The 26,532-nt window shown below is 63.8% G+C and carries 23 protein-coding genes; 17 read left to right on the forward strand and 6 right to left on the reverse strand.

Translation table 11 applies throughout. From position 1 onward, the window contains the following. Window positions 1-79: 79 nt before the first annotated feature. Window positions 80-3,031 carry a DNA polymerase I gene (gene polA, locus AC1D05_RS31050; RefSeq protein WP_477446123.1) on the reverse strand — a complete coding sequence of 984 codons (2,952 nt, stop codon included), beginning with the start codon at window positions 3,029-3,031 and terminating at the stop codon, window positions 80-82. A gap of 420 nt (window positions 3,032-3,451) precedes the next feature. Between polA and AC1D05_RS31055 the strand changes: the two genes are divergently transcribed. The 9 genes from AC1D05_RS31055 to AC1D05_RS31095 all read left to right on the forward strand — a co-directional run bounded on the left by AC1D05_RS31055 (window position 3,452) and on the right by AC1D05_RS31095 (window position 12,891). Further along, a complete protein-coding gene (locus AC1D05_RS31055) occupies window positions 3,452-4,837 on the forward strand; it encodes a M20/M25/M40 family metallo-hydrolase (RefSeq protein ID WP_477446125.1) in 1,386 nt (461 codons plus the stop codon). Between the two features lie 80 nt (window positions 4,838-4,917). After that, window positions 4,918-5,538 carry a ribonuclease D gene (locus tag AC1D05_RS31060; protein WP_477446127.1) on the forward strand — a complete coding sequence of 207 codons (621 nt, stop codon included), beginning with the start codon at window positions 4,918-4,920 and terminating at the stop codon, window positions 5,536-5,538. A 93-nt stretch (window positions 5,539-5,631) separates the two neighbouring features. Next, complete coding sequence (locus AC1D05_RS31065; protein ID WP_477446129.1) at window positions 5,632-5,865, forward strand: hypothetical protein; 234 nt, start codon at window positions 5,632-5,634, stop codon at window positions 5,863-5,865. 76 nt (window positions 5,866-5,941) lie between these two features. Further along, window positions 5,942-6,196: a GlsB/YeaQ/YmgE family stress response membrane protein gene (locus tag AC1D05_RS31070; protein ID WP_095199549.1), complete on the forward strand. Its 255-nt coding sequence runs from the start codon at window positions 5,942-5,944 to the stop codon at window positions 6,194-6,196. A gap of 25 nt (window positions 6,197-6,221) precedes the next feature. Beyond that, complete coding sequence (locus tag AC1D05_RS31075; RefSeq protein WP_027031097.1) at window positions 6,222-6,368, forward strand: hypothetical protein; 147 nt, start codon at window positions 6,222-6,224, stop codon at window positions 6,366-6,368. Window positions 6,369-6,423: 55 nt separating this feature from the next. Beyond that, window positions 6,424-8,391: an acyltransferase family protein gene (locus AC1D05_RS31080; protein WP_477446131.1), complete on the forward strand. Its 1,968-nt coding sequence runs from the start codon at window positions 6,424-6,426 to the stop codon at window positions 8,389-8,391. 146 nt (window positions 8,392-8,537) lie between these two features. Then, window positions 8,538-9,569 (forward strand): WD40 repeat domain-containing protein, encoded by a 1,032-nt coding sequence (locus tag AC1D05_RS31085; RefSeq protein ID WP_477446133.1) that lies wholly within the window; start codon window positions 8,538-8,540, stop codon window positions 9,567-9,569. Between the two features lie 123 nt (window positions 9,570-9,692). Next, window positions 9,693-11,978, forward strand: a complete 2,286-nt coding sequence (locus AC1D05_RS31090) for a transglycosylase domain-containing protein (protein ID WP_477446135.1) — start codon at window positions 9,693-9,695, stop codon at window positions 11,976-11,978. 160 nt (window positions 11,979-12,138) lie between these two features. After that, window positions 12,139-12,891 (forward strand): SDR family NAD(P)-dependent oxidoreductase, encoded by a 753-nt coding sequence (locus tag AC1D05_RS31095; RefSeq protein ID WP_477446137.1) that lies wholly within the window; start codon window positions 12,139-12,141, stop codon window positions 12,889-12,891. 7 nt (window positions 12,892-12,898) lie between these two features. Here the strand turns inward: AC1D05_RS31095 and AC1D05_RS31100 are convergent, their stop codons facing one another. Continuing rightward, complete coding sequence (locus AC1D05_RS31100) at window positions 12,899-14,083, reverse strand: MFS transporter (RefSeq protein WP_477446139.1); 1,185 nt, start codon at window positions 14,081-14,083, stop codon at window positions 12,899-12,901. A 120-nt stretch (window positions 14,084-14,203) separates the two neighbouring features. Continuing rightward, complete coding sequence (locus AC1D05_RS31105) at window positions 14,204-15,124, reverse strand: zinc-binding dehydrogenase (RefSeq protein WP_477446141.1); 921 nt, start codon at window positions 15,122-15,124, stop codon at window positions 14,204-14,206. A gap of 114 nt (window positions 15,125-15,238) precedes the next feature. Between AC1D05_RS31105 and AC1D05_RS31110 the strand changes: the two genes are divergently transcribed. After that, entirely contained in the window at window positions 15,239-16,051 is an 813-nt protein-coding gene (locus tag AC1D05_RS31110; protein ID WP_477446143.1) for an AraC family transcriptional regulator, read from the forward strand. On the opposite strand, the gene AC1D05_RS31115 is transcribed toward AC1D05_RS31110, so the two are convergent. The 3 genes from AC1D05_RS31115 to AC1D05_RS31125 all read right to left on the reverse strand — a co-directional run bounded on the left by AC1D05_RS31115 (window position 16,048) and on the right by AC1D05_RS31125 (window position 18,939). Beyond that, window positions 16,048-17,832 carry a cation:proton antiporter domain-containing protein gene (locus AC1D05_RS31115; protein WP_477446145.1) on the reverse strand — a complete coding sequence of 595 codons (1,785 nt, stop codon included), beginning with the start codon at window positions 17,830-17,832 and terminating at the stop codon, window positions 16,048-16,050. The two genes, AC1D05_RS31110 and AC1D05_RS31115, sit on opposite strands and share 4 nt — an antisense overlap. A gap of 218 nt (window positions 17,833-18,050) precedes the next feature. Next, a complete protein-coding gene (locus AC1D05_RS31120; protein WP_477446147.1) occupies window positions 18,051-18,500 on the reverse strand; it encodes a baeRF12 domain-containing protein in 450 nt (149 codons plus the stop codon). Between the two features lie 199 nt (window positions 18,501-18,699). Continuing rightward, window positions 18,700-18,939, reverse strand: coding sequence for a hypothetical protein (locus AC1D05_RS31125; protein WP_477446149.1), 240 nt, complete (start codon window positions 18,937-18,939; stop codon window positions 18,700-18,702). On the opposite strand from AC1D05_RS31125, the gene cysG reads away from it, so the two are divergent. From cysG to AC1D05_RS31160, 7 genes are all read left to right on the forward strand, one after another. Then, window positions 18,931-20,397, forward strand: a complete 1,467-nt coding sequence (cysG, locus tag AC1D05_RS31130; RefSeq protein WP_477446151.1) for a siroheme synthase CysG — start codon at window positions 18,931-18,933, stop codon at window positions 20,395-20,397. The genes AC1D05_RS31125 and cysG overlap by 9 nt on opposite strands. Beyond that, window positions 20,394-20,687: a DUF2849 domain-containing protein gene (locus AC1D05_RS31135; RefSeq protein ID WP_477446153.1), complete on the forward strand. Its 294-nt coding sequence runs from the start codon at window positions 20,394-20,396 to the stop codon at window positions 20,685-20,687. Before cysG ends, AC1D05_RS31135 begins: the two co-directional genes overlap by 4 nt. 45 nt (window positions 20,688-20,732) lie before the next feature. Continuing rightward, window positions 20,733-22,403 carry a nitrite/sulfite reductase gene (locus AC1D05_RS31140; protein WP_477446155.1) on the forward strand — a complete coding sequence of 557 codons (1,671 nt, stop codon included), beginning with the start codon at window positions 20,733-20,735 and terminating at the stop codon, window positions 22,401-22,403. Further along, window positions 22,378-23,142: a phosphoadenylyl-sulfate reductase gene (locus AC1D05_RS31145; RefSeq protein WP_477446157.1), complete on the forward strand. Its 765-nt coding sequence runs from the start codon at window positions 22,378-22,380 to the stop codon at window positions 23,140-23,142. The genes AC1D05_RS31140 and AC1D05_RS31145 overlap by 26 nt, the downstream gene beginning before the upstream one ends. Window positions 23,143-23,313: 171 nt before the next feature. Further along, on the forward strand, window positions 23,314-23,847 hold the full coding sequence (locus AC1D05_RS31150; RefSeq protein WP_477446159.1) for a DUF934 domain-containing protein: 534 nt from the start codon (window positions 23,314-23,316) through the stop codon (window positions 23,845-23,847). A gap of 98 nt (window positions 23,848-23,945) precedes the next feature. Next, window positions 23,946-25,553: a GMC family oxidoreductase gene (locus AC1D05_RS31155; protein ID WP_477446161.1), complete on the forward strand. Its 1,608-nt coding sequence runs from the start codon at window positions 23,946-23,948 to the stop codon at window positions 25,551-25,553. Window positions 25,554-25,744: 191 nt separating this feature from the next. Continuing rightward, window positions 25,745-26,365 carry a DJ-1/PfpI family protein gene (locus tag AC1D05_RS31160; protein WP_475457312.1) on the forward strand — a complete coding sequence of 207 codons (621 nt, stop codon included), beginning with the start codon at window positions 25,745-25,747 and terminating at the stop codon, window positions 26,363-26,365. Window positions 26,366-26,532: the final 167 nt, after the last annotated feature.

The following is a 26,532-nucleotide window of genomic DNA, read 5'->3' on the forward strand; positions in this document are numbered from 1 at the left end:
AGTCCGCTCCGCTCCGGTTCTCGGAACCTACCGTTTTCGACTCGGCCTGACCTGAATCTCAACACACCTTGCGTTGGCGCTAATGCGCCTCGTCCCAGTTGTTGGCCGCGCGGGCGTCGACGTGCAGCGGCACCGACATCGATACCGCCGGCATCGCCGCGTTTTCCATGACATGGCGCACGACCGGGATTGTCGCCTCGACCTCCGCCTCGACCGTTTCGAAGATCAGTTCGTCATGCACCTGCAAGAGCATGCGGGCCGACAGCTTTGCCTTGTCCAGCGCCTCCTCCATGCGCACCATGGCGCGGCGGATGATGTCGGCGGCGGTGCCTTGCAGGCGGGCGTTGATCGAGGCGCGCTCGTTGAACGCGCGCAACGACGGGTTGGACGAGCGGATGTCCGGATAGTGGATGCGGCGGCCGAAGATGGTTTCGACGAAGCCGTGCTCGCGGGCGTAGGCCTTGGTCTCCTCGATATAATCGCGGATGCCGGGGAAGCGCTCGAAGTATTTCTTGATGTAGTTGCTGGCCTCCTCGCGCGGGATGGACAGCTGGTTGGCGAGGCCGAAGGCGGAAATGCCGTAGATGATGCCGAAATTGATCGCCTTGGCGCGGCGGCGGATTTCCGATGGCATGCCTTCCACGGGCACGTTGAACATTTCCGATGCGGTGATGGCATGGATGTCGGCGCCGTCGGCGAAAGCCTGCCGCAATTGCGGGATTTCGGCGACATGGGCAAGCACGCGCAGTTCGATCTGGCTGTAGTCGGCCGAAACCAGCCGGTTGCCCTTGTCGGCGATGAAGGCCGTCCTGATCTTGCGGCCCTCGGACGTGCGCACCGGAATGTTCTGCAGGTTCGGGTCGGAGGATGACAGCCGGCCCGTCGTTGTCGCGGCGAGCGCGTAGGAGGTGTGGACGCGCCTGGTGTCGGGGTGGATGAAGCCCGGCAGCGCATCGGTGTAGGTCGATTTCAGCTTGGTCAGCTGGCGCCAGTCGACGATCTTGCGCGGCAGTTCATGACCTTCGGCGGCAAGGTCTTCCAGCAGTTGTGCCGAAGTCGACCATTGCCCGGTCTTGGTCTTGGAGCCGCCGGGCAGGCCCATGCGGCCGAACAATATATCGCCGAGCTGCTTGGGCGAGCCGATGTTGATGCGCTCGCCGATGAGCTGGTAGATTTCCTCTTCGAGCCGGGCAGCACCTTGCGCCAGTTCGCCCGACAGTCGCGACAGGATCTGCCGGTCGACGGAGATGCCGCGTTGCTCCATGCGCGCCAGCACCGGCACCAGCGGCCGCTCCAAGCGCTCATAGACGGAGACCAGGCCCTTGGCGGCAAGCCGGGGTTTCAGCACCAGCCAGAGCCGCAAGGTCACATCGGCATCCTCGGCGGCATGAGCGGTCGCTCTGTCGATGTCGACCTGGTCGAAACCGACGGCGCTCTTGCCGGAGCCGGTCACGTCCTTGAGCACGAGCGGGGTATGGCCAAGCCATTTGTCGGCCAGCGCGTCCATGCCGTGACCATGCGGGGTGCCGGCATCGAGCACGTAGGAGATCAGCATGGTGTCGTCGAACGGCGCGACATCGACGCCATAGCGGCTCATGATGACCAGATCGTATTTCAGGTTCTGCGCGATCTTGAGGACCGACTTGTCCTCGAGCAGCGGTTTCAGCACCGCCAGCGCCTCGCGAAGCGGAATCTGGTTTTCGAGCGCACCGCCGCCGAGCAGGTCGCCATTGCCGCTCTTGTGGGCGAAGGGAATGTAGCCGGCGCGGCCGGGCGCCGTGGCTATCGCCATGCCGATCAGTTCGGCCTGCATCGGATCGCCCGACGTCGCCCTGACGTCGAAGGCGGTGACACCAGCCTCCCGCGCCTCGGCGACCCACGCCTTCAGCGTCGCGATATCGCGAATGCATTGATAGGCTGACGTGTCGATTTTGCCGGTTGCCGCACGCTCCAGCCGCAGGGCTGAGAGCAGGGAAGGAGTGTCGCCTTGCTTGGCGGTGTCCGCTGCGGTGGTCGCCACCCCGTTGGTCTGGCTCGGCTCGGCACTGGTCCGAGCCGGCGCTCCGGCGCCGACATCGGGGCCGTGCGCGTTATCGGCGCGTTCGACTGTGACGGCGACCGCCTGGACGTCGCCGGCCTCGGTGCTGGTCGCTTCCGCCACGCGACGGGTCAGCGAGGTGAATTCCATGGTTTTCAGGAAACCGATCAGCTTTGGCCCGTCCGGGGCATGCAGGACGAAGTCGTCCAGCCCGTCGGTTACCGGCACGTCGTTCTTCAGCGTCACCAATTGGCGCGAGATCAGCGCCTTGTCAGTGTTGGCGATGATCGATTCGCGCCTCTTGTCCTGCTTGATCTCGCCGGCGCGGGCCAGCAGCCTGTCGAGGTCGCCGAACTGCTCCAGCAGCTGCGCCGCCGTCTTCGGCCCGATGCCGGGTACGCCAGGCACATTGTCGACCGAATCGCCGGTCAGCGCCTGCAGATCGACCATCTTTTCCGGCGGCACGCCCCATTTCTCGATAACTTCGGGAATGCCGATCTGACGGTCCTTCATCGGGTCGTACATGCCGACCGTGTCGCCGACCAGCTGCATCAAATCCTTGTCGGAAGAGATGATGGTGGTGTCGCCGCCAGCTTCGCGGGCCAGCCTGGCATAAGTGGCGATGAGGTCGTCGGCTTCATAACCTTCGATCTCGATGCAAGGCAGGTTGAACGCCTTGGTCGCCTGGCGGATCAGGCCGAATTGCGGGATCAAATCCTCGGGTGGCGCCGAACGGTTGGCCTTGTATTCGGGGTAGAGGTCGTTGCGGAAGGTTTTCGAGGAATAGTCGAAAATGACCGCGAAATGCGTCGGCACAATGCCTACATCGGTGTTGCGGGCATCCTGCATCAGCTTCCACAGCATGTTGCAGAAACCGGAAACGGCGCCGACCGGCAGGCCGTCGGACTTGCGGGTCAGCGGCGGCAGTGCGTGGTAGGCCCGGAAGATGTAGCCGGAACCGTCGATAAGGAAGAGATGATCGCCTTTTTTCATGCCGGCAGGGATAGCGCGGCGCGATGGCTTGGTCCATGCCAAAGACACCGCCAGGTATCGGTTCCGTCAACACCCTGACAGATCGGGGTTATACAGGCCCGCTCACGAGCACGTTACAAAAGTGTAACGTTGATGCCCTTGAATCGCCACGTTCAGAGACCCAAATACACGTCATCGGCAGTTTTCGCCGAGTCCGGAGCAAGGCCCGTCCCCCGCCTATCCCGGACAACTGCGGCAGCCTATCCCCCTCTCCGGGCTGCCGCATCGTTTCGAGTACAGGACCGCCGTGGTTCCCCCTCCACCACGGCGGTCTTTTTTTGCCCGGGGATAGCCGACCGGCGCCTTGGTCCAATGGTCCCGGGCTTTTCGTTTCGCCGCTCTGCCTTTACGGTTCCGGCACTGAATCGAAAGGCTTGCCAAATGTCCGCAGTTTCCCCCGTCCTCGACCGTCTCGACAAAAATCTCGACCAGAGCCTGGAGCGCCTATTCGGCCTGCTCAGGATCAAGTCGATCTCCACCGACCCGGCCTATGCCGCCGACTGCCGCAAGGCGGCGGAGTGGCTGGTGGCGGAACTCAACCTGATCGGCTTCGATGCCAGCGTGCGCGATACACCAGGCCACCCGATGGTGGTGGCGCATCATGAAGGGCCGGCCGGTTCGCCGCATGTGCTGTTCTATGGCCACTATGATGTGCAGCCGGTCGACCCGATCGAACTGTGGGAAAACGATCCGTTCGCGCCTGCGGTGAAGGAGGTCGGACCCGACCACAAGGTGATATCAGGCCGTGGCTCGGCCGACGACAAGGGTCAGTTGATGACCTTCGTCGAGGCTTGCCGCGCCTGGAAGCAGGTGCATGGCAATCTGCCATGCCGCGTCACCATCCTGTTCGAGGGCGAGGAGGAGTCCGGCTCGCCGTCGCTGAAGCCATTCCTCGAGGCCAATGCCGACGAACTCAAGGCCGATTTCGCACTGGTCTGCGATACCGGCATGTGGGACCGCGACACGCCGTCGATCTGCGTCGGGCTGCGCGGGCTGGTCGGCGAGGAGATCACGGTCAAGGCCGCCGATCGCGACCTGCATTCGGGTCTCTATGGCGGTGCCGCCGCCAACCCGATCCGCGTCCTGGCAAAGGTGCTGGCCGACATCCACGACAAGGATGGCCACATCAGCATCCCCGGCTTCTATGACGGTGTCGAGGAAACGCCGACGCAGGTGCTGAAATCCTGGGAGACGCTGGGCGAGACGGCCGAGACCTTCCTTGGACCCGTTGGCCTGTCGATCCCGTCAGGCGAAAAGGGCCGTTCGGTGCTGGAGCTGACCTGGGCGCGGCCGACAGCTGAGTTCAACGGCATCATCGGCGGCTATACCGGCAAGGGGTTCAAGACGGTGATCGCGGCGGAAGCCTCGGCAAAAGTGTCGTTCCGCCTCGTCCACAAGCAGGATCCAGCCAAGATCCGCGCCGCCTTCCAGAAATTCGTCGAGGAGCGCATTCCGGCCGACTGTTCGGTCGAATTCCATCCGCATGGCGGCTCGCCGGCAATCCAGCTTTCCTACGACTCGCCGTTCCTGGCCAAGGCCAAGAACGCGCTGTCGGACGAATGGCCGAAGCCGGCGGTGACAACGGGCAGCGGCGGCTCCATTCCCGTGGTCGGTGATTTCCAGACCTATCTCGGCATGGAATCTTTGCTGGTCGGCTTCGGCCTCGACGACGACCGGATCCACTCGCCCAACGAGAAATACGAGCTCTCATCCTTCCACAAGGGCCAGCGCTCGTGGGCGCGTATTCTCGATGCACTGACGCGCTGAGCGGCGGAAAGTCGTTTTCCTGTTGATTTTTCACCGGATCGCGGCGAGGACGAACGCAAAGCCGCGATCCGGAGAAGACAATGGCCGATATCCGTTTTCACAAGCATGATCTGCCCGACCTCACGCATTACAATGTCGGGGCGGTGGCCATCGACACCGAGACGCTTGGTCTGAATCCGCATCGCGACCGGTTGTGCGTGGTGCAGATATCGCCTGGCGACGGCAGCGCCGATGTCATCCAGATCGCACCCGGCCAGAAGAAGGCGCCCAACCTCGTCAGCCTGCTGAAGAACCGCAACGTGACGAAGCTCTTCCATTTCGGCCGATTTGACCTTGCCGTGCTCTACAATGCGTTCGGGGTGATGCCCGAACCGGTGTTCTGCACCAAGATCGCCTCGCGGCTCACCCGCACCTATACCGACCGGCACGGGCTGAAGGACATCTGCTTCGAGCTTCTCGGCGTCGGCCTGTCCAAGGCGCAGCAATCGTCGGACTGGGCGGCCGAGACGCTGTCGCCCGAGCAACTCGAATATGCCGCTTCCGATGTGCTCTATATGCACCGGTTGCGCGATGTTCTGGCCGGGCGGCTGGCACGCGATGGGCGGACAAAGGAAGCCGACGCCTGCTTCCGCTTCCTGCCGACGCGGGCGAAGCTTGACCTGATGGGCTGGGACGAAGAGGATATCTTCGCTCATAGCTGATGGCCCTGCCGACGGTCTGCTGAGGCCGGTTTGGAACCAGATGCAAGCCGTAGCGTTTTGTCGGCTCAGCGCATCACTTCAGAGGGGGATGACATGGCCGATCGCAAGCCGATATCGACAGCGCCGACCGACGGCTCCAAGGTCTCCGTCATGTGGAAGGACAGCGACGGCGTCGTCAACGAATCCATCGCGCAACATCGCGACGGCGGCTGGTGGGTTTACATCGACAGCAACACCCAGAAAAAGGTCGAGCCGACCAGCTGGCGGCCAGCCTCAAGCGATGACGACGTGAGCGCGCCGCTGGCGAGCAAGGCCGCTTTCGAATAGCCTGAAGCCGTTGATATCGGGGCCGATTCGGAGCCTTCCGCTCCGTACTCGCCCTCTTGCTCGGAGGAAAATCGCCATGGGCGTCGAAAGCCTGCTCGTCTTCATTATTATCGGTGCCATCGCCGGCTGGCTTGCCGGTCTCATCGTTTCCGGCTTCGGCTTCGGCCTGATCGGCAACATCATCGTCGGCATCGTCGGTGCGTTCATCGCCGGCTGGCTGTTGCCGCGGATCGGCTTCTCCATTGGCGGCGGCATTCTCGCTTCCATCATCCACGCCACGATCGGCGCCATCATCCTTTTGGTGCTGGTCAAGGTCCTGAAACGAGCCTGAGGCTCGACATCGAAAAGAGCGCGCCATGAAGCAGAACACACTCTATCTCCTCATTGGCGCGCTCGTCGTCGTGGTCATCGCGCTTGGCGCCTATGTCTACCGCGAGCAGACCAAGCCGAAAGGTGTCGAGCTCAAGATCGACGACAAAGGCATTTCGATCCAGCAGAACTGAGCCTGCCGTTGATTGGGCGGCGTCTTATCGCTTGATTTGCAGATGGCGGGCGGCCTTGATCGATAAAAGCGAGGAGCATGGCTGGCGCCCCGAAATCCAGGGGCTGCGCGGCGTTGCCGTCGCCCTCGTCGTGGGTTTCCATCTCTGGCCAACAGCTCTTCCCGGCGGTTATGTCGGGGTGGACGTGTTCTTCGTCATCTCCGGCTTTCTCATCACCGACCTGCTCGCCCGCCTGGCAACTGCCGGCGGCCACGCCTGGCTGATAAGCTTCTATTCGCGGCGGGTGCGGCGGCTGTTGCCGGCGGCGATCCTGGCTCTTCTCGTCACGCTCGCCGGTACGCTGGTCTTTCTGTCCAAGGCGCGATGGGAAGAGACGGCTATCCAAGTCGCGGCCAGCGCTCTCTATGTGCAGAACTGGCGGCTCGCCTTGCAGGCGGTCGACTATCTCGGTGCGGCGGAAGCGCCGAGCCCGGTGCAGCACTACTGGTCGCTGTCGATCGAGGAGCAGTTCTATATCGTCTGGCCGTTGCTGATGGCGGCATCGATCTGGCTCGCGCGGCGTCTCGGGCGACCCCCGAAGGGTGTATTGCTGGTCGCGCTGGCCGTTGTTTTCGCCGGATCTTTGATGGCTTCGGTGGTCGTGACCCGAGCCGACCCCGCCTGGGCCTATTTCGTCACCCATACGCGCCTTTGGGAACTGGCGCTGGGCGGGCTGCTGGCGCTGGCTGGCGAACGGTTCTCACCAACCGCCCCGTGGCGCCTTGCGATGACGGCGGCAGGCATCGGTGGTATCGTGATTTCGGCATTCTTGTTTTCCGCCTCGACACCGTTTCCAGGCCTCCACGCTCTGCTGCCGACGCTGGGGGCCGTGCTGGTCATAGCCGCCGGGAATATCGGGCTTGGCCGGTTCCGCGGCTTCGATGTCGCGATCCTGCGCTATGTCGGCGACCGATCCTATTCGATCTATCTCTGGCACTGGCCGTTGATCGTCTTCTACACCGCACATCGCCCGGCTGTGGGCATTCTTGCGGGGCTTGGACTGATGGCGCTGACGCTAGGCATCTCAGAGCTGTCATACCGCTATGTCGAACAGCGGTACCGCCGGCCGCAGGGACGAACGGAATGGCGCCCCTTGGCCTACGGTTCGGCTGCGATTGCCGTCTGCGTCGCAGCGTCCGGCGGTCTTGGCTACGCACTCGACCGTCAAGGCGTCGACATCAGCCTGATCGGAACCCCGAACTATCCGGGGCCTGCGGCGCTGCTTGCCAATGCCGTGGTTCCGGACGGTGTCGAGCTGCTGCCGGCGCTTGGCAAATTGAAGCGCGACGTGCCGGTCGTCTACCGCCTGAAATGCCACCAGGAGCAGGACAGCACGGAGCCGGTGGGCTGCCAGCTTGGCGATCCCCAGGGAGGCCGGACCATTGTGGTCACCGGGGATTCACACGCGGCGCAATGGGTTCCGGCCATCGACAAGATCGCCAGGGACCACAAATGGAAACTGGTCACCTTCACAAAGGCTGCTTGCCCTTTCACCCGCGCTGCTGTGACGGACAACGGCAAACCCTATGAGGCCTGCGCGCAATGGCGCGACAATGTTCTGGCCGAGATCGGCAAGCTGCGGCCAGACCTGATGTTCACCAGCCAGTCGCGCTATTCCGACACGCCGGAGCCGGCGATGATCGAAGGCCTGCGCGGCATCTGGAGTGAGTTGAACGGAGCGGGCGTGAAGATCATCGCCATCCGCAACACACCCTTCGTCAAATTCGACCCTGGCGACTGCCTGGCCGCCAACCCCGACAAATGCGTCACCGCGCGCAAGCAGGTCGAGGCAAGCAACGTCTTTGCGCTTGCCGCCGCGCCATTGCCCGGGGTCCGTGTCGTCGACATGAACGATGCCTTGTGTGCCAAGGAAACATGCGCCGCTGTCGTCGGCAACATCATCGTCTGGCGCGACTATCACCATATGACGGCGACCTACGCGTTGGCGCTGGCGCCCTATCTGGCGAAGGCGGCGGGGCTCTAGGCCTTGAAGCCTGACAATCCTGTATTGCGCTTGACCGTCGAGAGGGCGATCGGGCATCAAAGCGGGGCAAACAGTCTTCAAGGAGCCGGGATCAGTTGGATATTTCTCGATCCCTTCCGTTGTTCGATTCCCAGGCTGAGTCGCCAATGATCCCCGCGATCAACTTCAAGGCCAGCGCGGCGGTGCGGGCGGCGCTTTCGGCGATCGGACGCACCGAGGATCTGCGCTTTTCACCGGACAATCGATTGCTGGTGATCGCCGGCTATGCGCGCAAGCGCCTGCTGGCCCTGCGCATCGACATCGGGGGCGGACCTGGTGGTCCCGATGTAACGATCCGCGATTTCATGGAGCTGACGTCAGACAATATGGGCGAAATCCATGGCCTGGATTTCATTGATGACCGCACCCTGGCGATCGGCAACCGCGACGGGTTGGTTGCGATCTTCAGCCTGCCGCGCGAAGAGCCGGCCGGCCAGAGTCGCGAGATATCAGCCATTCGCCTGATAAAGGGCAGGCGGCCCTTCAAACTGAATTCGCCGGGTTCGATTGCCGTCAGGCGCGAGTCGCGCGATCGTGTCAGCCTGCTGGTCTGCAACAACTACACGCATCTGGTCACAAGGCACGTGGTCAACCGGTGGCTCGGTTATCGCGCGACGAGCAACCAGCGGCTGCTGGAGCGTGGTCTCGATATACCGGACGGCATCGCGCTCAGCCATGACGGCCGCTGGATCGCGGTCAGCAGCCACGGCACCCAGGACGTGAAGCTCTACTCTATGTCCGCGTCGCTTGGGCCCGACACCGAACCGACCAGCGTCCTGCAGCACGCCGGCTATCCGCACGGTGTGCGCTTTACGGCGGACGATCGGCACATCCTCGTCGCCGATGCCGGCAGCCGGATGGTGCATGTCTATGCCGGCGACGGTGACTGGAACGGGCATCGCGCGCCGGCGCGTTCGGTTGCCGTGCTCGACGAGGAAACCTTCCTGCGCGGCAGGGCTAGTCCCGAGGAAGGCGGCCCGAAAGGCCTCGACATCGACCGCTCCGACAGCGTCGTTGCGATGACTTGCGAAGAGCAGACGCTGGCTTTTTTCTCCCTCGCATCGATGATCGGCTCATCGGACGGCGGGACCGCTTCAGCTCAACGCGGCCGGCCAACACACAGCGGCAATGCGCGTTAACGAATTTAGAAAATCGTAAGGAATTTCAAAAGGGTGCATAAACCCTGCTTTAACCCGCCCTTAAATCGCCGCATCTACTCTGCAACCGGAGCGCCATAGGCACCGGGGATAGCAAGCGCAGGCATGGCGAACCGCAGAGACAGCCGCATCGAGCCCAGTTTCGAGGGACCGCCACAGGCGCGATCCCAGCCGGGTCTTTCGGTGAGCGAGGAGGATCGCGTCGTGCCCAGCAACCGCAAAGCCTCCGCAAAGCGCAAATCGTCGAAGGCGAAATCGTCGCGCGGCGGGCGTGGCAGGAGCCGACGCGGCCTGTTCGGCGTGCTTGGCCGGCTGTTCTACTGGTGCTTCGTGCTCGCCATCTGGGGCGGCATCGCGGTGGCGGGCGTCGTCGTCTACTACGGCGCCAAGATGCCGGCGGCGACGACCTGGTCGATCCCTGATCGCGCCCCCAACATCAAGATCGTTTCGGTCGATGGCCAGTTGCTCGCCAACAGGGGCATGAGCGGCGGCGAGGCTGTCGGCCTGCACGAAATGTCGCCCTATATTCCGGAAGCCGTCATCGCTATCGAAGACCGCCGGTTCTATTCGCATTTCGGCGTCGATCCGATCGGCCTGTCGCGCGCCATGGTGACCAACCTCGCCGGCGGGCATTTCTCGCAAGGCGGCTCGACGCTGACGCAGCAATTGGCGAAAAACCTGTTCCTGAAGCCCGACCGCACGCTGGAGCGCAAGGTGCAGGAGGTGCTGCTGGCGCTGTGGCTGGAGCACAAGCACACCAAGGACCAGATCCTCGAAATGTACCTCAACCGGGTCTATTTCGGCTCCGGCGCCTATGGTGTCGAGGCAGCGTCGCGGCGCTATTTCGGCAAGAGCGCGCGCGACGTCACCCTGTCGGAAGCGGCCCTGCTTGCCGGCCTGTTGAAGGCCCCGTCGCGGTTGTCGCCGGCGCGTGATCCGAAAGCCGCCGAGGAGCGCTCGCAGCTGGTGCTCGCCGCCATGCGCGAGGAAGGCAAGATCAGCGACAAGGAACTCAAGACGGCGCTCAGTGCTCCGGCGACGCGTTCGCCGTCCTACTGGACGGGCTCGGAAAACTATGTCGCCGACACCATCATGGAAGAACTGCCCGACCTGATCGGCGACGTGCGCGGCGACATCGTCATCGACTCCACCGTCGACCTCAACCTGCAGAAGCTTGCCGAACAGTCGATCCGCCGGCTGATCGATGAAAGCGGCAAGAAGCTCAACGTCACCCAGGGTGCGCTGGTGTCGATCGACGATTCCGGCGCGGTGCGCGCCATGGTCGGCGGCTACGACTATTCGACCAGCCAGTTCGACCGCGCCTCGGAAGCGCGCCGCCAGCCGGGCTCGGCATTCAAGCCGTTCGTCTACATGGCGGCGCTCGAAGCCGGCCGCACGCCTGACAGCACGCGCAATGATGCGCCGATCAGGATCGGCAATTGGACACCCGACAATTACGGCGGCAAGTACTTTGGCAAGGTGACGCTGGCGACGGCGCTGGCCAAGTCGCTGAACTCGGTTGCCGCGCAATTGACCATGGAGGTCGGGCCGACCGCCGTCGTCGAGGCAGCGCACCGCATGGGCATCCAGTCCGATCTGCAGGCCAATACCTCGATCGCGCTCGGCACTTCGGAAGTGACGCCGCTGGAACTGACCTCGGCCTATGTGCCGTTCGCCAATGGCGGCTACAAACCGGACATCCATTTCATCCGCCGCATCACCACCGCCGAGGGCAAGGTGCTCTATGACAGCGGCGGCGGCAACGCGCCCCGTGTGGTCAAACCCGAGATCGTCGGCATGATGAACTCGATGATGATGGGCACGGTCGAGTTCGGTTCGGCTAAGAAGGCGGCTTTCGCCTGGCCGTCGGCCGGCAAGACCGGCACCAGCCAGAATTCGCGCGATGCGTGGTTCGTCGGCTACACCGCCAATCTCACCACCGGCGTGTGGTTCGGCAATGATGACGGCACGGCGATGAAGAAGGTCACCGGCGGCGCGCTGCCGGCGCAGGCCTGGCACGAATTCATGGTCGCCGCGCACGAAGGTGTGCCGGTGCGGCCGCTTCCCGGAACCTGGAAATCGACGCCGGCCGACACGATCGTCCCCGACGACATACCCTCTGTCGACAACAACCAGCCGGCACCGGTTCCGTCCGCGTCGGTTGGCCAGCAGGCGCCGGCGCCGACAGTTCCGCGAGCCGCTCCTGTTGTCCAGGCGCCAGCGCCGGCCCGCGCGGTGCGTCCCGCTCAGACCGTCGATGCGGATGGCTTTGACATGCCTGCGGACAATGGCACAACCGCCTCGGTCGGGCATCCGGTGCCGCCAGGCAGCGTCGGCGGTCCGCTCAAGAAGAAGCGGACCTCGATCCTGGATATTCTGGGCGGCGGCTGAGGCTAAAGCGCGCCGCGCTTTAGCTCTTTGTTTTTATACATGTCGTTCTCCCAAAACCGAAGTCACTTTTGGGCGACATGCATTGGTCACCCGAGCGGCGTCAATCCGCCTCTCGCCAGCGCCACGGTGTTCGGCTACACCTCCGGCCGGAGACCGCGACATGGCTGAAACTGACACAAGAAAAACCATCGTGCTGACCGGCGCCAGCCGCGGCATCGGCCACGCCACGGTCAAGCGCTTTTCGCGCGAGGGTTGGCGCGTCATCACCTGCTCGCGGCAGGCCTTTGCCGAGGATTGCCCGTGGCCGGCAGGCCCCGAGGACCACATCAAGGTCGATCTCGCCGACCAGGAAGATGTCGGCATCGCTGTTTCCGAAATCCGCCATAGGCTGGAAGCGCATGGCGGCCAGTTGCATGCGCTGGTCAACAATGCGGGTATCTCGCCGAAGCTCAAGGACGGCAACAGCCGCATGGACTCGATCGACACGCCGATGCATGTCTGGCGCGATGTGTTCCAGGTCAATTTCTTCGCGCCGATCATGCTCGCGCGGGGGTTGTTCAAAGAGTTAGCCGCGGCCAAGGGCTCGATCGTCAATGTCACCTCGATCGCCGGCACCCGTGTGCATCCTTTCGCCGGCACCGCTTATGCGACATCGAAGGCGGCACTCGGCTCGCTGACGCGCGAAATGGCGCATGACTTTGGTCCGCATGGCATCCGCGTCAACGCCATTGCGCCAGGCGAGATCGACACCGCGATCCTGTCGCCGGGTACGGACAAGATCGTCGAGACCATTCCGCTGCGGCGCCTCGGCACCACGGCGGAAGTTGCCGACATCATCTTCTTCCTGTGCTCGCAGCAGGCGTCCTATGTGACGGGCTCGGAAATCCACATCAATGGCGGCCAGCACGTCTAGCTAGACGTCAGATCGTCCTCGCCCGCCCCGCAAGGCTTCCCAGGACCGCCATCAGCAAGGTGGCGACGGCGCAGGCGCCCAGGGCCAGGCTCCAGGTCCCGGTCGCATCATGGGCAAGGCCGGCCAGCGGCGGGCCAACGGCCGCCAGCGAATAGCCCAGGCATTGCGCCATTCCCGATAGTGCTGCCGCCTCATGGCTGTGCGCGGCCCTCAGGCTGACGAAGGAGAGGCCAAGCATGAAGGCGGCACCGGCACCGAAGCCGAACAGCGCGATCCAAAGTGCTGCGAGGGCCGGTAGCTGCCAGAGGCCGAGCAGCGAGAAACATGTGATCAGTGCCATGCCGATGGCCATGGCGCGCTGGTCCTTCATACGCTTGACGGCGGTGCCGAGCAGCAGGCCGGGGATCGCGATTGCCAGTTGACACAGCCCATGCAGCGAGCCCGCGGTCGCTGCGGGATAGCCTGCCTCCGCCAGGATCGAGGGCAGCCATCCGACAATCACATAGAAGACCAGCGAGGTGAGGCCAAGAAAGCCCGTAACCTGCCAGGCAAGGGCCGAGCGCCAGAGGTGTCCGCGATCCTGCGTGGAGGCTGCCGCTCGCTCCGGGGCTGCCGGCATTTGAAGCTGAGGCGCCCAGGCAATCAGGGCCGCGACTGGAAAGATCAGCGTGCAGGCGAGCGAGACATGCCAACTCGACCCCGGCAATTGAGCGAGCGGGATCACCGCGGTCGATGCCAATGCCTGCGAAAGTCCGGACACGATGGCATAGAAGCCGGTCAGGCTGGCGACCCGGTTGGGAAAATCGCGCTTCAGCAAGCTTGGCAGCAGGACGTTGGCGACAGCAATCCCTGCCCCAACTGTACCGGTGCCGACGAACAGCGCCCAGAGGGGGCTGGTCGAGCGCAGGACAATACCGGTCGCGACGACAAGCAGCGCGGCGAACAACGACCTTTCGATGCCGTATTGGCGCGCCAGGCCAGCCGCGAAAGGCGAGATCGCCGCGAACGCCAGCAAGGGAAGGGTCGTCAGCATTCCCGCTTCGGCGGCGCTGATGCCGCTCGTTTGCCTGATCATGCCGAGCATCGGTGCTATGCCGGTGATGGGCGCGCGAAGCGTCGATGCGATCAGCATGATGCCGACCAGGAGAAGCCCTTGGCCGCTCGAGGTCCTGACAATGTCTCTTACCGTCATGGCAGGCTCCTGACCTGTTGCTAGCGCCTGGGCGCTTTGATTTGCGTGTTGCGGAAATGAATATCGTCAGCCGTCTCCAGCCCGTGCCGGAGTGCAGGGCCGTCGACCAGAACGGCCTGCTTATCGGGCTATGGTGAGAACAGCCTTGCCGCTGAAGCTGCGCTGTCGCAGGGCGTCCAGAGCCTGGGCGATGTCTGTCCACGGCAAGCTCAAGGCCACGCGGGTCTCAAGCCGGCCGGCTGCGACCAGCGTGAGCAGCGAGGCGATATCTACGCCAATGCCCGAGCCGGAATTGTAGTAGGCGAAGGTCTGAAGTCTCGCGCCCTCATGGCCCGGAACGAACTGGCGGAAGCCAACCGGCGTCAGTTCGCCGCTGCTCGAACCGAAGATGACGATGGTCCCGCCAGGCGCGATGCGTTCGATTGCGTGGGCGAGGCTTTCGCCGCCGACCGACTCGGTGATCAGCGAGAACGGTCCCTCCGCCCGCTCGATCAACTCGACAACCTGCTGGGCTCCGAGGCCGCGGAGATCGTCGGCATGCCGGGCAGCGGCGATCGCGGTCACCGAGGCGCCTTGCTCGCGGGCGATCTGGATCTGGAAACGGCCGACCGCACCGCTCGCGCCGGTGATCAGCACCTGCTGGCCAGTGAGGTCACCGCCATGGCGTAACGTCCTGAGCGCCGTCGTGCCGGCGACCGGAAGCGTGGCCGCCGAGACGAAACTGACTTCCTCCGGCAGGACGGAGAGACGCTCGGTCGGAACCGCGGCACGTTCGGCCCAGCCGGCTTCGTCGACCAAGGCCACGACCCGCGTGCCAAGGGCCGGCCCGGAGCCATCGGCGGCCGCCCGTTCGACGACCCCAACGACGTCCTGGCCGGGTATCCAGCCGTCCGGACGTATGGCGAGCAGGCGCAGTTCGCCACGGTTCAACGAGGTTGCATGGACGGCGATCAGCGCTTCGTGCGCGAGGGGCCGGGGTTCCTCGACCTCGGCGAGCCTCAACCTGGCCTCGCTGTCGGGAGAGATAACTAGGGCAAGCATGGTTCATACCTCATTGCCGCGTGGTGGACGCCCGCGTTCACAAGCGGACCCTATCGATTTTCTCTCTTGAATAATTTAGATATCAGAGGAAATGATCGCTAAAAGCAGTCAACCATGAAACAACCCCTTCACTACCCTTGGCTGAATTTCGATGTGGACGAGTTTTCGGCGCCGGCGATTGCCGTGCGCGTCGACGTCCCCGAAACCAGAGCGGAGGTGTCAGCCCATTGGCATCGCAAAGGGCAACTCGTCTTCGCGCTCGGCGGCGGCGTGACCTGCCGCGTTCCCAGTGGCCTGTGGATGGTACCGCCGCATTGCGGCGTGTGGGTGCCAAGCCGCATGGAGCACAGCAACATCGCGACGGCCAATGCGCGGATTTTCTTCGTCTACATCGAGCCCGGTGCCGCCGAGCTGCCGGACCGGTGCTGCACGCTTTCGATCTCGCCGCTGCTGCGCGAGCTGATCATCGAGCTGTCGGACTGCGCGCCGGACGACGTGCGGTGCGCTTTCCTAGGAAGCGTCCTGCTTGCCGAACTGCCTGATATGCCTGTCCAGCAATTGCATCTGCCGATCTCTTCCGAGCCGCGCTTGCGGCGGATCGCCGAAGCGCTGGCGGACGATCCCGCTGACCGCAGCACGCTGGCGGAATGGGCCAATCGCGTTGCGCTCAGCGAGAGCAGCCTCGCGCGCTTGGTGGTCAAGGAAACCGGACTGAGCTTCGGCCGCTGGCGTCAGCAGTTGCACTTGATCGTCGCGATCAGGGAGCTGGCTGCGGGCGCAAGCGTTCAGCGGGTTTCGGGCGATCTCGGCTATGAGTCCGTCACCGCCTTCATCACCATGTTCAAAAAGGCGCTCGGCAAGCCTCCCGCACAGTATCTCAGCAGCATCGCGCAGAATGGCGGTTCTGCCTTCGTGCGATCAGCTTAGGCCGCGGATGGCTCGGTAGCCTCCAGCTTGTGACCGAGCACCTCTTCGACAATGCCGCGCGCGATTTCGCGCTCGCCCATGATCACCGTGTCGGCGCCGAGCCCCTTGAGATGCTCGACCTCGGCATCGGAATGGGCACGGGCGACGACATTGATGCCGGGATTGGCGGCACGCGCCCGTAGCACGATCTGGCCGGCCTCGAAGGCGTTCGGGATGGCGAGGATCAGCCGCCTGGCGCCTTCGGGATTGGCGGCGGCGAATACTTCGGCATTGGCGGCATTGCCGGCGACGGTTTCGACGCCGTCTGCCTTCAGCCTGGCCAGCGTCTTGTCGGCGTCCTCGATGACGACGAAGGGCAAGCCAGCGTCTTTCAGCGCCGCGCCAACCAGGCCGCCGACACGGCCATAGCCGATCAGGATGGCATGGCCGGTGAGTGCCGTCTTCGGCGGCGGTCCGTCTTCCTTGTTGGACGTCGCCGCAACCGAGGCCACCTGGCCCGGTTCCGTCGCCGGACCGACCGGCTTTGCGTCCGCGGGCGGTGCGGTCCCGGTGGCACGGGCCTCCAGCCAAGGCTTCATCCAGTCGATGACCAGGAACATCAGCGGGTTCAGCACGATCGACAGGATGGCGCCGGCGAGAATCAGGTCGCGGCCCTGCTCGGGCAGAAGTTTCAGTCCGACGCCGAGTTCGGCCAGGATGAAGGAGAATTCGCCGATCTGGGCAAGGCTGGCCGAAATCATTAGGGCTGTCGCCAGGGGATAGCCGAAGGCGATGACGATGACGAAGGCCGCCAGTGACTTGCCGATGACGATGATGGCGAGCGTCGCCAGGATCGGCAGGCCGTTGCTGAACAGGCTGAACGGGTCGAACAGCATGCCGACGGAGACGAAGAACAGCACCGAGAAGGCATCGCGCAAAGGCAATGATTCTTCCGCCGCGCGGTGGCTGAGCTCGGATTCGCTCATGATCATGCCGGCGAAGAAGGCGCCGAGCGCCAGCGAGACGCCAAACAGTTTCGCCGCGCCGAAAGCGACGCCGAGCGCGATGGCCAGCACCGCCAGCCGGAACAGCTCGCGCGACCCGGTGTGGGCGACGTAATGCAGGATCCAGGGGATGACCCGGCGGCCGACCACCAGCATGACGACGACGAAGGCGGCGACCTTGGCCAGCGTGATGCCGACGACGCCCCAGATACCGTAGCTGGCCGGCAGCGACAGCAGGCCGCTCGAATGCACATCCGCCTGTTCCTGGCCGCCGAGCACGCCGGCAAGGGCCGGCAGCAGCACCAGCGCCAGCACCATGGCGAGGTCCTCGACGATGAGCCAGCCGACGGCGATGCGGCCGCGTTCGGTCTCGATCAGGCGGCGCTCCTGAAGCGCGCGCAGCAGCACCACGGTCGAGGCGACCGACAGCGCCAGACCGAACACCAGACCCGCGCCCATCGACCAGCCGAGCATCCAGGACAGTCCGGCGCCGAGTGCGGTGGCAAAACCGATCTGGACGATGGCGCCGGGCACAGCGATGGCGCGGACGGACAGCAGGTCCTTGAGCGAGAAATGCAGGCCGACGCCGAACATCAGCAGGATGACGCCGATCTCGGCCAGTTCATTGGCCAGCCCGGCATCGGCGACGAAACCGGGCGTGTTCGGCCCGACCAGCACGCCGGCTACGAGATAGCCCACTAGGGGCGGAATGCGGAAACGGTTGGCGAGAGCCCCGAAGACGAAAGCCAGCCCCAGACCGGCGACGATGGTGGCGATAAGGGGCGTGTCATGCGGCATTGTCTATGGAGCGCCTTTCAAACTAGCGATGTCGGATGTGCGCCGCCCGAAGCCGCCGCCTGTTTTCCAATATGGTGGAAGGGGTGACGGTGATGCAACCCGCAGGGCGCGAAAATCGACGGTGCGGCGGCAAGATGCCTGACCGGCGGCTGAGCAGACGCCGGTCAGATTTGGGCTCTTGATGGCATTCGTTTCGATAGCCGATCCGTGGCCTGGGGTCAGGCTGCCTGCAGCAAGGCCTCGATCTCGGATATGGTGTGGTTAGTCAGAGTCTTTGAAATCTCGGCGGCCACCTTGTCCTCGACTTCCTTGTGCAGTTTCTTGCGCATGGCGCCGAGCACCACGGGTGGGGCGACAAGCACGATGCTGTCGAACTCGCCGCCATGCGCGAGCTTGTAGAGCCGAGCGGCAATGTCATCGGCGAAGCGCTCCTTGCCGATCCGGTGCCAGTCGGTGTCCTCGACGGCGCTGCGATGTACCGACGGGCCATCATTGTGCCGGCCTGGACTGTCGGTGCCTTGTTCACGGGTTGGCGGATTCTCCTGCTCCATCATCTGCACGACCTCAAGGTTGGGAAACTTGTTGTCGCCGGCATTCTTGAGGAAGAGCGCTTTTTCGCCGTCGGCCACCATGACCCAGATGCCATGCTTCAGCTTGATCGTGCCCATGATGATGGGTTCCTTTCCTTGCTGCGGTGCCGCCTTGTGCGGCGCTCCGGAGCAGTTTCGATTTCGGATTGCGGACATGATGGGAACGCCTTGCGAAGCGGTAATGTTCCACCTGCATAGGCCAGTTGAACGCCCGCCGACCGAGGCCGAGGGTCGAGAGTCGGCGATCGGCGACTTTAATCTACTGAATTGGTAGAAATTAGAAAAAACTGTTTTGCGAAACAAATGGCGGGCGGCTAAAAAGACCTGAAATCAAGGCCCGCTTCAGCGGCTTGAATCCGCCCATACTCTGGATGTGGAATATTTTTCTCCTGCCTTTCGCAGTTGCGAAAAAGCGATTGCCTGCCATCACAGGATGCGCGAGTGCTTTGCTTCTGGTTTTTCGCGCCCGGGCGTAAAACTGCGATACTGTTCCCGGATTGCTTTTGTCATGCCGCATGCCAATGCCAAGCTCAACGCCTTCCCCGTCTTCGTGCGGGTCGAGGGCGAAGCCGTGGCCATTGTCGGTGGTGGCGAGGAAGCCCTGGCCAAGGCGCGGCTGATCGCACAATCGAGCGCGGTGCTGCGGATCATTGCCCAAGATGCCGAACCGGAGTTGCTTGCCTTCATCACCCAGTCCGGCGCCAGCCATGTCGCGGCGGCCTACGATGCCTCGCAGCTCGAAGGCGCGGTCATGGTGTTTGCCGCCAGCGGCGATGAGGCGCTCGATCGCCGCGTCGTGGCGGACGCGCGGAAACTGGGCATCCCCGTCAATGCCGTCGACCGGCCTGAGCTCTGCGATTTCTTCACACCGGCGCTGGTCAACCGCGCGCCGGTCGCCATTGCCATCGGCACCGAAGGCGCCGGCCCGGTGCTTGCCCAGATGCTGCGCGGCCGCATCGATCAGATGCTGTCGCCGTCGCTCGGGTCGCTGGCAACGCTCGCCGCTTCGCTGCGTGGTGCCGCCGAGAAAGTGCTGCCGAAAGGCAATGCCCGCCGCCGCTTCTGGAGCAGTTTTTTCCACGGTGCGCCTGCCCATGCCGTGGAAGCCGGCCAGCTGTCGCAGGCGCATGACGCCGCCGTGAATCTTCTGCTGTCCAACGCACCGGCTGCGGGCCACATCGCCCTGGTCGGTGCCGGTCCCGGCGCCGAGGATCTTTTGACCTTGCGGGCGCATCGTTTGCTGATGGAAGCCGATGTCATCGTCCATGACGCGCTGGTGCCGGAGGCGGTCGTTGCCATGGGCCGCCGCGATGCCGAGCGGCTGCCGGTCGGCAAACGCAAGGGCTGCCACACCAAGAGCCAGGCCGAGATCAACGCGCTGCTGGTCGAGCTTGGCCGCCAGGGCAAGCGCGTCGTGCGGCTGAAGTCGGGTGATCCGCTGGTGTTCGGTCGCGCCGGCGAGGAGATGGCGGCACTGCGCGACGCCGGCATTGCCTATGAGGTGGTTCCGGGCGTCACCGCGGCCTTCGCCGCCGCCGCCGATTTCGAACTGCCGCTGACCTTGCGCGGTGTGTCCTCGTCGATGGTGTTCACCACCGGCCACGACCTTAAGGGCAATTCATTGCCCGACTGGGCGAAGCTCGCCATTTCCGGCGCCACCGTCGCCGTCTATATGGGCCGCTCGGTCGCGGCCGAAGTCGCCGGTCGGCTGATCGAAGCTGGCCTGTCGCCGGACACGGCGGTCGCCGTGGTCGAGAATGCCAGCCTAGCCAACCGGCGCCGTTTCCACGGCACGCTTGCCGACCTGCCGTCGCTGGAAGCGCGTGGCGACCTTTCCGGGCCGGTCATGACCATTATCGGCGATGCGGTTGCCGGCGCCAATTTTGAACGGTCCGAGCCGCTCGCAGCACACAGGCACGAGGATTTGGGGCACGAAGGCGCGGCCATTGCCGCCACTGAGAGAGTTCAGCCATGAAGATACTGACCGCCAACCGCCTGACCGATGGCATCGCCGTCTGGTACGCCGATGGCGGCTGGGCCGAGACGGTGGACCACGCCGACCTCGCCCATGACAAGGCGGCCGAGGACCGCCTGGAAGCGATCGGCGCCAAGGCCTATGCCGACAATCAGGTGGTCGACGTCAATCTGATCGACGCGGACGTCGTCGACGGCGTTGTCGAGCCGGTGCGGTTGCGCGAAAAGATCCGCGCCGCTGGCCCGACCATCCGCGGCGATCTCGGCAAGCAGGCCGAGCGGGCGGCGTAGCCAGGATTTGAGTGAAACGGGCGGACGCGCCCTGAAAGACGAAGCATGTACCGTTACGATGAGTTCGACCACGATTTTGTCCAGGCCCGCGTCGCCGAGTTCAGCGACCAGGTTCAGCGCCGGCTGTCTGGCGAGATCACCGAGGACCAGTTCCGGCCGCTCAGGCTGATGAACGGCGTCTATCTGCAGCTGCATGCCTATATGCTGCGCATCGCGGTGCCCTACGGCACGCTGAACGGCAAGCAGCTGCGCATGCTCGGCCACATCGCCCGCAAATACGACAAGGGCTACGGCCATTTCACCACGCGCCAGAACATCCAGTTCAACTGGCCGGCGCTGTCGGACATTCCGGCGATCCTCGCCGATCTAGCCAGCGTCGAGATGCACGCCATCCAGACCAGCGGCAATTGCATCCGCAACGTCACCGCCGATCACTTTGCCGGCGCGGCCGCCGACGAGGTCGCCGATCCGCGCCCCTATGCGGAAATCCTGCGCCAATGGTCGTCGGTGCATCCGGAATTCTCGTTCCTGCCCAGAAAATTCAAGATCGCGGTGACAGGGGCGGAGCGCGACCGCGCCGCCATCCAGACCCATGACATCGGCCTTCATGTGAAGAAGAACGCCGCCGGCGAACTTGGCTTTGCCGTCTATATCGGCGGCGGCCAGGGCCGCACGCCGATGGTGGCGAGGAAAATCCGCGACTTCCTGCCGGAAGCCGACCTTCTGTCCTACTGCACGGCGATCCTGCGCGTTTACAACCTCTATGGCCGCCGCGACAACAAGTACAAGGCGCGCATCAAGATCCTGGTGCACGAGACCGGGGTCGAGGAAATCACCCGCCAGGTCGAGACAGAGTGGCAGGAGTTGAAGGACGCCGAGCTGAAGCTGCCGGATGCCGACATCCGCGCCATCGAGGCCTATTTCGCGCCGCCGGCGCTGACTGACCGGCCGGAAGGCGACCAGGCGGTCAAGCTGGCGCGCCTCGATTCCAAGGGCTTCTCCGAATGGCTCGACCAGAACGTGGTGACACACCGCCATCCCGACTACGCGGCGGTGACGATCTCGCTCAAGGGCATCGGTGAGGTGCCGGGCGATGCTTCCGACAGCCAGATGGAAGCGGTGGCCGACATCGCCGAGAAATACGCCTTCGACGAGCTGCGTGTCAGCCATGAGCAGAACCTGATCCTGCCGCATGTGGCGCGGAGCGACCTCAAGGCGGTCTATGACGCGCTGGTCGACATCGGGCTGGCGACGGCCAACTCCAATTTGATATCGGACATCATCGCGTGCCCGGGCCTCGACTATTGCGCGCTGGCCACCGCACGCTCGATCCCGATCGCGCAGGAAATCTCGCAACGCTTTGCCTCGCTGGAACGTCAGCGCGAGATCGGCGAGTTGAAGCTGAAGATCTCAGGCTGCATCAATGCCTGCGGCCATCACCATGTCGGCCATATCGGCATTCTCGGCGTCGAGAAGAAGGGCTCCGAGCTCTATCAGGTGACGCTGGGCGGCTCGGCCGACGAGAACACGTCGGTCGGCGAGATCATCGGCCGGGGCTTCTCGTCGGAAGAGATCACCGACGCCATCGAGCAGATCGTCGAGACCTATCTCGGCCTCAGGCTCAACCCACAGGAAAAATTCATCGACGCCTACCGCCGTGTCGGTCCCGCGCCGTTCAAGGAGGCGCTCTATGCTGGCGAAGCCAAGGCCGCTTGACCGGATAGCCGATGTCGATGACGGCGCCGCCGCGAAAGCGGCGGGGCTTGATGCGCTCTATGGCCATCTGAGGCCGCTCGAGATCATCGAACGCTCGGCCCGCGAATTGTTTCACGACGAGATCGCCGCGGTGTCGTCCTTCGGCGCGGATTCGGCGGTGCTGCTGCACATGATCGCCGAGATCGACCGCACGCTGCCGGTCATCTTCCTCGACACCGGCAAGCATTTCGAGGAGACGCTCGGCTATCGCGATGCGCTCGTCGCCGATTTCGGGCTGACCAATATCAGGGTGATCAAGCCCGAGGAGGCTGCGCTCGAGCGGATCGATCCAACGGGCAATCTGCACCAGAGCAACACCGATGCCTGCTGCGACGTGCGCAAGGTCGAGCCGCTGGCGCGCGGGGTTGCACCGTTCCGAGCCTGGTTGACCGGGCGCAAGCGCTTCCAGGCCTCGACGCGGGCAGCGTTGCCGGTGTTCGAGGCGGTCGGCGCGCGCATCCGCATCAATCCATTGGCGCACTGGACGACATCGGACCAGGCCGACTACATGCGCGCGCATGCGCTGCGTGAAAATCCGCTGGTCGCCTATGGCTATCTGTCGATCGGCTGTTTCCCCTGTACGCAACCGGTGCAGCCGGGCGAGGACGCGCGCAGCGGCCGCTGGGCCGGTCATGCCAAGACCGAGTGCGGCATTCACCTGTCGGGGTTGGAAGTATCGCTGACCGACGCATCACTGTAGGGCGGGTTGATATTCAGGTGAGGCCGGCCTGCAAATGGCGGTTTCCTGCGCTTCCGGTGCTCACGTACTTCAAGTACGCTCCGCTCCGGTTCTCGGAAGCCACCATTTTCGGCTCGGCCTGACCTGAATCTCAACGCACCCTGAGCTTCTTTGAATTTTTAGGAATTTTTGATGACTGAACCGACGACACCGGAGACCCGGCTCTGGACCCCTGAGGGTTTTCGCGAGGATGAGTGGGCTCACGCCGAAAGTGCGGACGCGCTTTCCGGCAATGGCCGCTTCATCCTGCCGCTGCAGGCGTTCCTCGACCTTGATCCGGAGGTGCGCCGGTCCGCCAAAGAGCGGCTCGGCGTGGTGCTGCAGCCTGGCGACCAGCTGGAGAAGATCGCAGACCTGCTCGACCAGCTGTCGCTGGTGGCGCTGGTTTTCCCGGCCTTCAGCGACGGCCGCTCCTTCTCCAAGGCTGAACTACTGCGCAGCCGCTACCACTTCGAAGGTGCCGTTCGCGCCACCGGACAGGTGCTGGTCGACCCGTTGCCGCATATGCTGCGGCTGGGCTTCGACGAGTTCGAGATTTCCAACCCCGTGCTGTTGAAGCGCCTGGAAGAGGGCCGCACCGGCGGGCTGGGGCTCTACTACCAGCCAACCGCCGTGCCGGAGCCGAACGGTCCCAAATATTCCTGGCGGCGCGTTCGCAGCAGCTGACGCTGCGGTAATTGCGCGCGTCTTTACATCGCTTGCGATCAGGCCTTCTCTGAGCTGTCCGGACGGAAATATTCGTCGGATGATCGGGGAGGGTCTTCATGCGCTACGACTATGTCATAGCCGGCGGTGGGTCCGCTGGCTGTGCGCTTGCTTCACGGCTTTCCGAGGATCCATCCGTCACCGTGTGCCTGATCGAAGCCGGCGGCGAGGGCAGGGATATGCTGATCCGCGCTCCGGCCGGCATCATCGGCATGCTTTCCGGCCGGCCAAAGATTAACAACTGGGCTTTCGAGACGGTGCCGCAGCAAGGTCTTGGCGGCCGCAAGGGCTATCAGCCGCGCGGCAAGGCGCTGGGTGGCTCCAGTGCTATCAACGCCATGCTCTATGTCAGGGGCCATCGCAGCGACTATGACGAATGGGCCGATCTCGGCTGCGACGGCTGGTCGTGGGACGAGGTGCTGCCCTATTTCCGGCGCGCCGAAAGCAATGAGCGCGGCACGGACGCCCTGCATGGTGGCGACGGCCCGCTGAAAGTGTCGAACCAGCGTTCGCCCCGGCCGATCGCGAAAGCCTTCATCGAGGCCTGCGCGGAAAACCAAATCCGCATGACGGACGATTTCAACGGGCCGGAGCAAGAGGGCGCCGGCTATTTTCAGGTCACGCAATTTGCCGGCGGCACGCGCAATGGCGAACGCTGTTCGTCGGCCGCCGCCTATATCCATCCGGTGATGCAGCGGACCAACCTGACTGTCATCACGCGCGCGCACGCCACCGGCATCGTCCTTGACGGCAAGCGCGCCACCGGCCTCCGCTACCGCACGCGACAGGGCGAGGCGGTGGCGCAGGCGTCGCGCGAGGTGATCCTGTGCGGCGGCGCCTTCGGCTCGCCGCAACTCTTGCTGTTGTCCGGTATCGGCCCGGCCGCCGAACTCGCCATGCACGGAATTCCCGTCGTCCACGAATTGCCGGGTGTCGGCAAGAATTTGCAGGACCATCTCGATTTCATCGTCGGCTGGAAATCTGGGAATACCGACATGCTTGGCATGAGCCCACGCGGGGCGCTGGCTTTCCTGAGGCATATCCTGCAATGGCGGCGGGATGGAACTGGACTGATCGCCTCGCCGGCAGCGGAAAGCGGCGCGTTCGTCAAATCCGATCCGGCGCTCGATCGCCCTGACCTGCAGTTGCAGTTCATCATCGGCTTGGTCGAGAACCATGCGCGCACGCTGCACTACGGCTTCGGTTTCTCCTGTCACGTCTGCATCTTGCGGCCGCATTCGCGCGGCGAGGTCGGCCTTGTCAGTGCCGATCCGGTGGCCGCGCCGCGCATCGATCCGCGCTTTCTTGATGACGAACGCGATGCCGAGCTGCTGCTGAAGGGCGTGAAGCTCACCCGGCAGGTGCTAGCTTCACCGGCGCTGGAGCGTTACCGGCGCAAGGAGATGCATATCGCCGGCTTGCCTAGCGATGCCGAGCTGACGAGGCATATCCGCGCCCGTGCCGACACCGTCTATCACCCGGTCGGCTCTTGCCGGATGGGCGTCGACGAGATGGCGGTGGTCGATCCGCAATTGCGGGTCCATGGCCTTGAAGCCTTGCGGGTCGTCGACGCCTCGGTGATGCCGACCCTGATCGGCGGCAACACCAATGCGCCGACCATCATGATTGCTGAAAAGGCGGCGGACATGATCAAGGCTGCAGCCTGACTGCAAGTCTGGTCGAACCAGCGATGCTGGTTTCGCTCGATGAGAAGCGCCTTGTGGCTTCTTCGGCAGAGAATGACGAAAACTGGTCGTACCAATTGTGCGATTTACACTTTCCCTTTCGCGGGCCTGCCCTTAGGATAGGTCTATTATTTCGCACTTCGAAATAAATGGCCACAAGGGAGGAACCGGGAATGGCTGGCAAGAAAATATTGATGCTCGTTGGCGAGTTCAGCGAGGAGTATGAGATTTTCGTCTTTGAACAGGCCATGCATGCCGTCGGCCACACAGTGCATGTCGTCTGCCCGGACAAGAAAGCGGGCGATATCCTGAAGACCTCGCTGCACGACTTCGAAGGGCACCAGACCTACACGGAAAAGCTCGGCCACGACTACATCCTCAACAAGACGTTTTCCGAGGTGGATCCGGCCCAATACGACGCCGTCTACGCGGCGGGTGGGCGCGGTCCCGAATACATCCGTATCGACAAACGGGTGCAGGCGCTGGTGCGGCATTTCCACGAGACCGGCAAGCCGATCTTCACCATCTGCCACGGCGTGCAGATCCTGATCGCGGTCGATGGCGTGGTGCGGGGCAGGGAAGTGGCGGCACTGCACTATTGCGAGCCGGAAGTGACGCTGGCCGGCGGCATCTACATCGATGTCGCGCCGACCGGCGCCCATGTCGACGGCAATCTGGTGTCAGCCAAGGGCTGGCCGGGCCTGTCCAACTTCATCCGCGAATGCCTGAAGGTGCTGGGCACCGAAATCCGCCATGGCGAAATCCTGATGCGCGACGAGCGCCAGGCGGCCTGATCCGGGACGTTAGAGCGTTTCACCGTTTCATGGAAACGGCAAACCGCTCTAACTCTCTGTTTTTACGCAATTCCAGACGGAAAACCGTACACACTTTCCTGGAATTGCTCTAGCGCCGCCGCCGCGCCATGGCGCGGCGGTCGTCGTTCACACTTTTCCTGAAACTG

The sequence above is a fragment of the Mesorhizobium sp. P2_E9 genome (genome assembly GCF_056403815.1).

Coding starts and splice junctions, on each gene's coding strand:
- AC1D05_RS31085 (WP_477446133.1), top strand. CDS start 8,538: ATGATCCCCGCGATCAACTTCAAGGCCAGCGCGGCGGTGCGGGCGGCG.
- AC1D05_RS31155 (WP_477446161.1), top strand. CDS start 23,946: ATGCGCTACGACTATGTCATAGCCGGCGGTGGGTCCGCTGGCTGTGCG.
- AC1D05_RS31105 (WP_477446141.1), bottom strand. CDS start 15,124: ATGCTTGCCCTAGTTATCTCTCCCGACAGCGAGGCCAGGTTGAGGCTC.
- AC1D05_RS31115 (WP_477446145.1), bottom strand. CDS start 17,832: ATGCCGCATGACACGCCCCTTATCGCCACCATCGTCGCCGGTCTGGGG.
- AC1D05_RS31160 (WP_475457312.1), top strand. CDS start 25,745: ATGGCTGGCAAGAAAATATTGATGCTCGTTGGCGAGTTCAGCGAGGAG.
- polA (WP_477446123.1), bottom strand. CDS start 3,031: ATGAAAAAAGGCGATCATCTCTTCCTTATCGACGGTTCCGGCTACATC.
- AC1D05_RS31150 (WP_477446159.1), top strand. CDS start 23,314: ATGACTGAACCGACGACACCGGAGACCCGGCTCTGGACCCCTGAGGGT.
- AC1D05_RS31120 (WP_477446147.1), bottom strand. CDS start 18,500: ATGGGCACGATCAAGCTGAAGCATGGCATCTGGGTCATGGTGGCCGAC.
- AC1D05_RS31135 (WP_477446153.1), top strand. CDS start 20,394: ATGAAGATACTGACCGCCAACCGCCTGACCGATGGCATCGCCGTCTGG.
- AC1D05_RS31070 (WP_095199549.1), top strand. CDS start 5,942: ATGGGCGTCGAAAGCCTGCTCGTCTTCATTATTATCGGTGCCATCGCC.
- AC1D05_RS31090 (WP_477446135.1), top strand. CDS start 9,693: ATGGCGAACCGCAGAGACAGCCGCATCGAGCCCAGTTTCGAGGGACCG.
- AC1D05_RS31110 (WP_477446143.1), top strand. CDS start 15,239: ATGAAACAACCCCTTCACTACCCTTGGCTGAATTTCGATGTGGACGAG.
- AC1D05_RS31055 (WP_477446125.1), top strand. CDS start 3,452: ATGTCCGCAGTTTCCCCCGTCCTCGACCGTCTCGACAAAAATCTCGAC.
- AC1D05_RS31065 (WP_477446129.1), top strand. CDS start 5,632: ATGGCCGATCGCAAGCCGATATCGACAGCGCCGACCGACGGCTCCAAG.
- AC1D05_RS31125 (WP_477446149.1), bottom strand. CDS start 18,939: ATGCGGCATGACAAAAGCAATCCGGGAACAGTATCGCAGTTTTACGCC.
- AC1D05_RS31060 (WP_477446127.1), top strand. CDS start 4,918: ATGGCCGATATCCGTTTTCACAAGCATGATCTGCCCGACCTCACGCAT.
- AC1D05_RS31145 (WP_477446157.1), top strand. CDS start 22,378: ATGCTGGCGAAGCCAAGGCCGCTTGACCGGATAGCCGATGTCGATGAC.
- AC1D05_RS31095 (WP_477446137.1), top strand. CDS start 12,139: ATGGCTGAAACTGACACAAGAAAAACCATCGTGCTGACCGGCGCCAGC.
- AC1D05_RS31140 (WP_477446155.1), top strand. CDS start 20,733: ATGTACCGTTACGATGAGTTCGACCACGATTTTGTCCAGGCCCGCGTC.
- cysG (WP_477446151.1), top strand. CDS start 18,931: ATGCCGCATGCCAATGCCAAGCTCAACGCCTTCCCCGTCTTCGTGCGG.
- AC1D05_RS31100 (WP_477446139.1), bottom strand. CDS start 14,083: ATGACGGTAAGAGACATTGTCAGGACCTCGAGCGGCCAAGGGCTTCTC.
- AC1D05_RS31075 (WP_027031097.1), top strand. CDS start 6,222: ATGAAGCAGAACACACTCTATCTCCTCATTGGCGCGCTCGTCGTCGTG.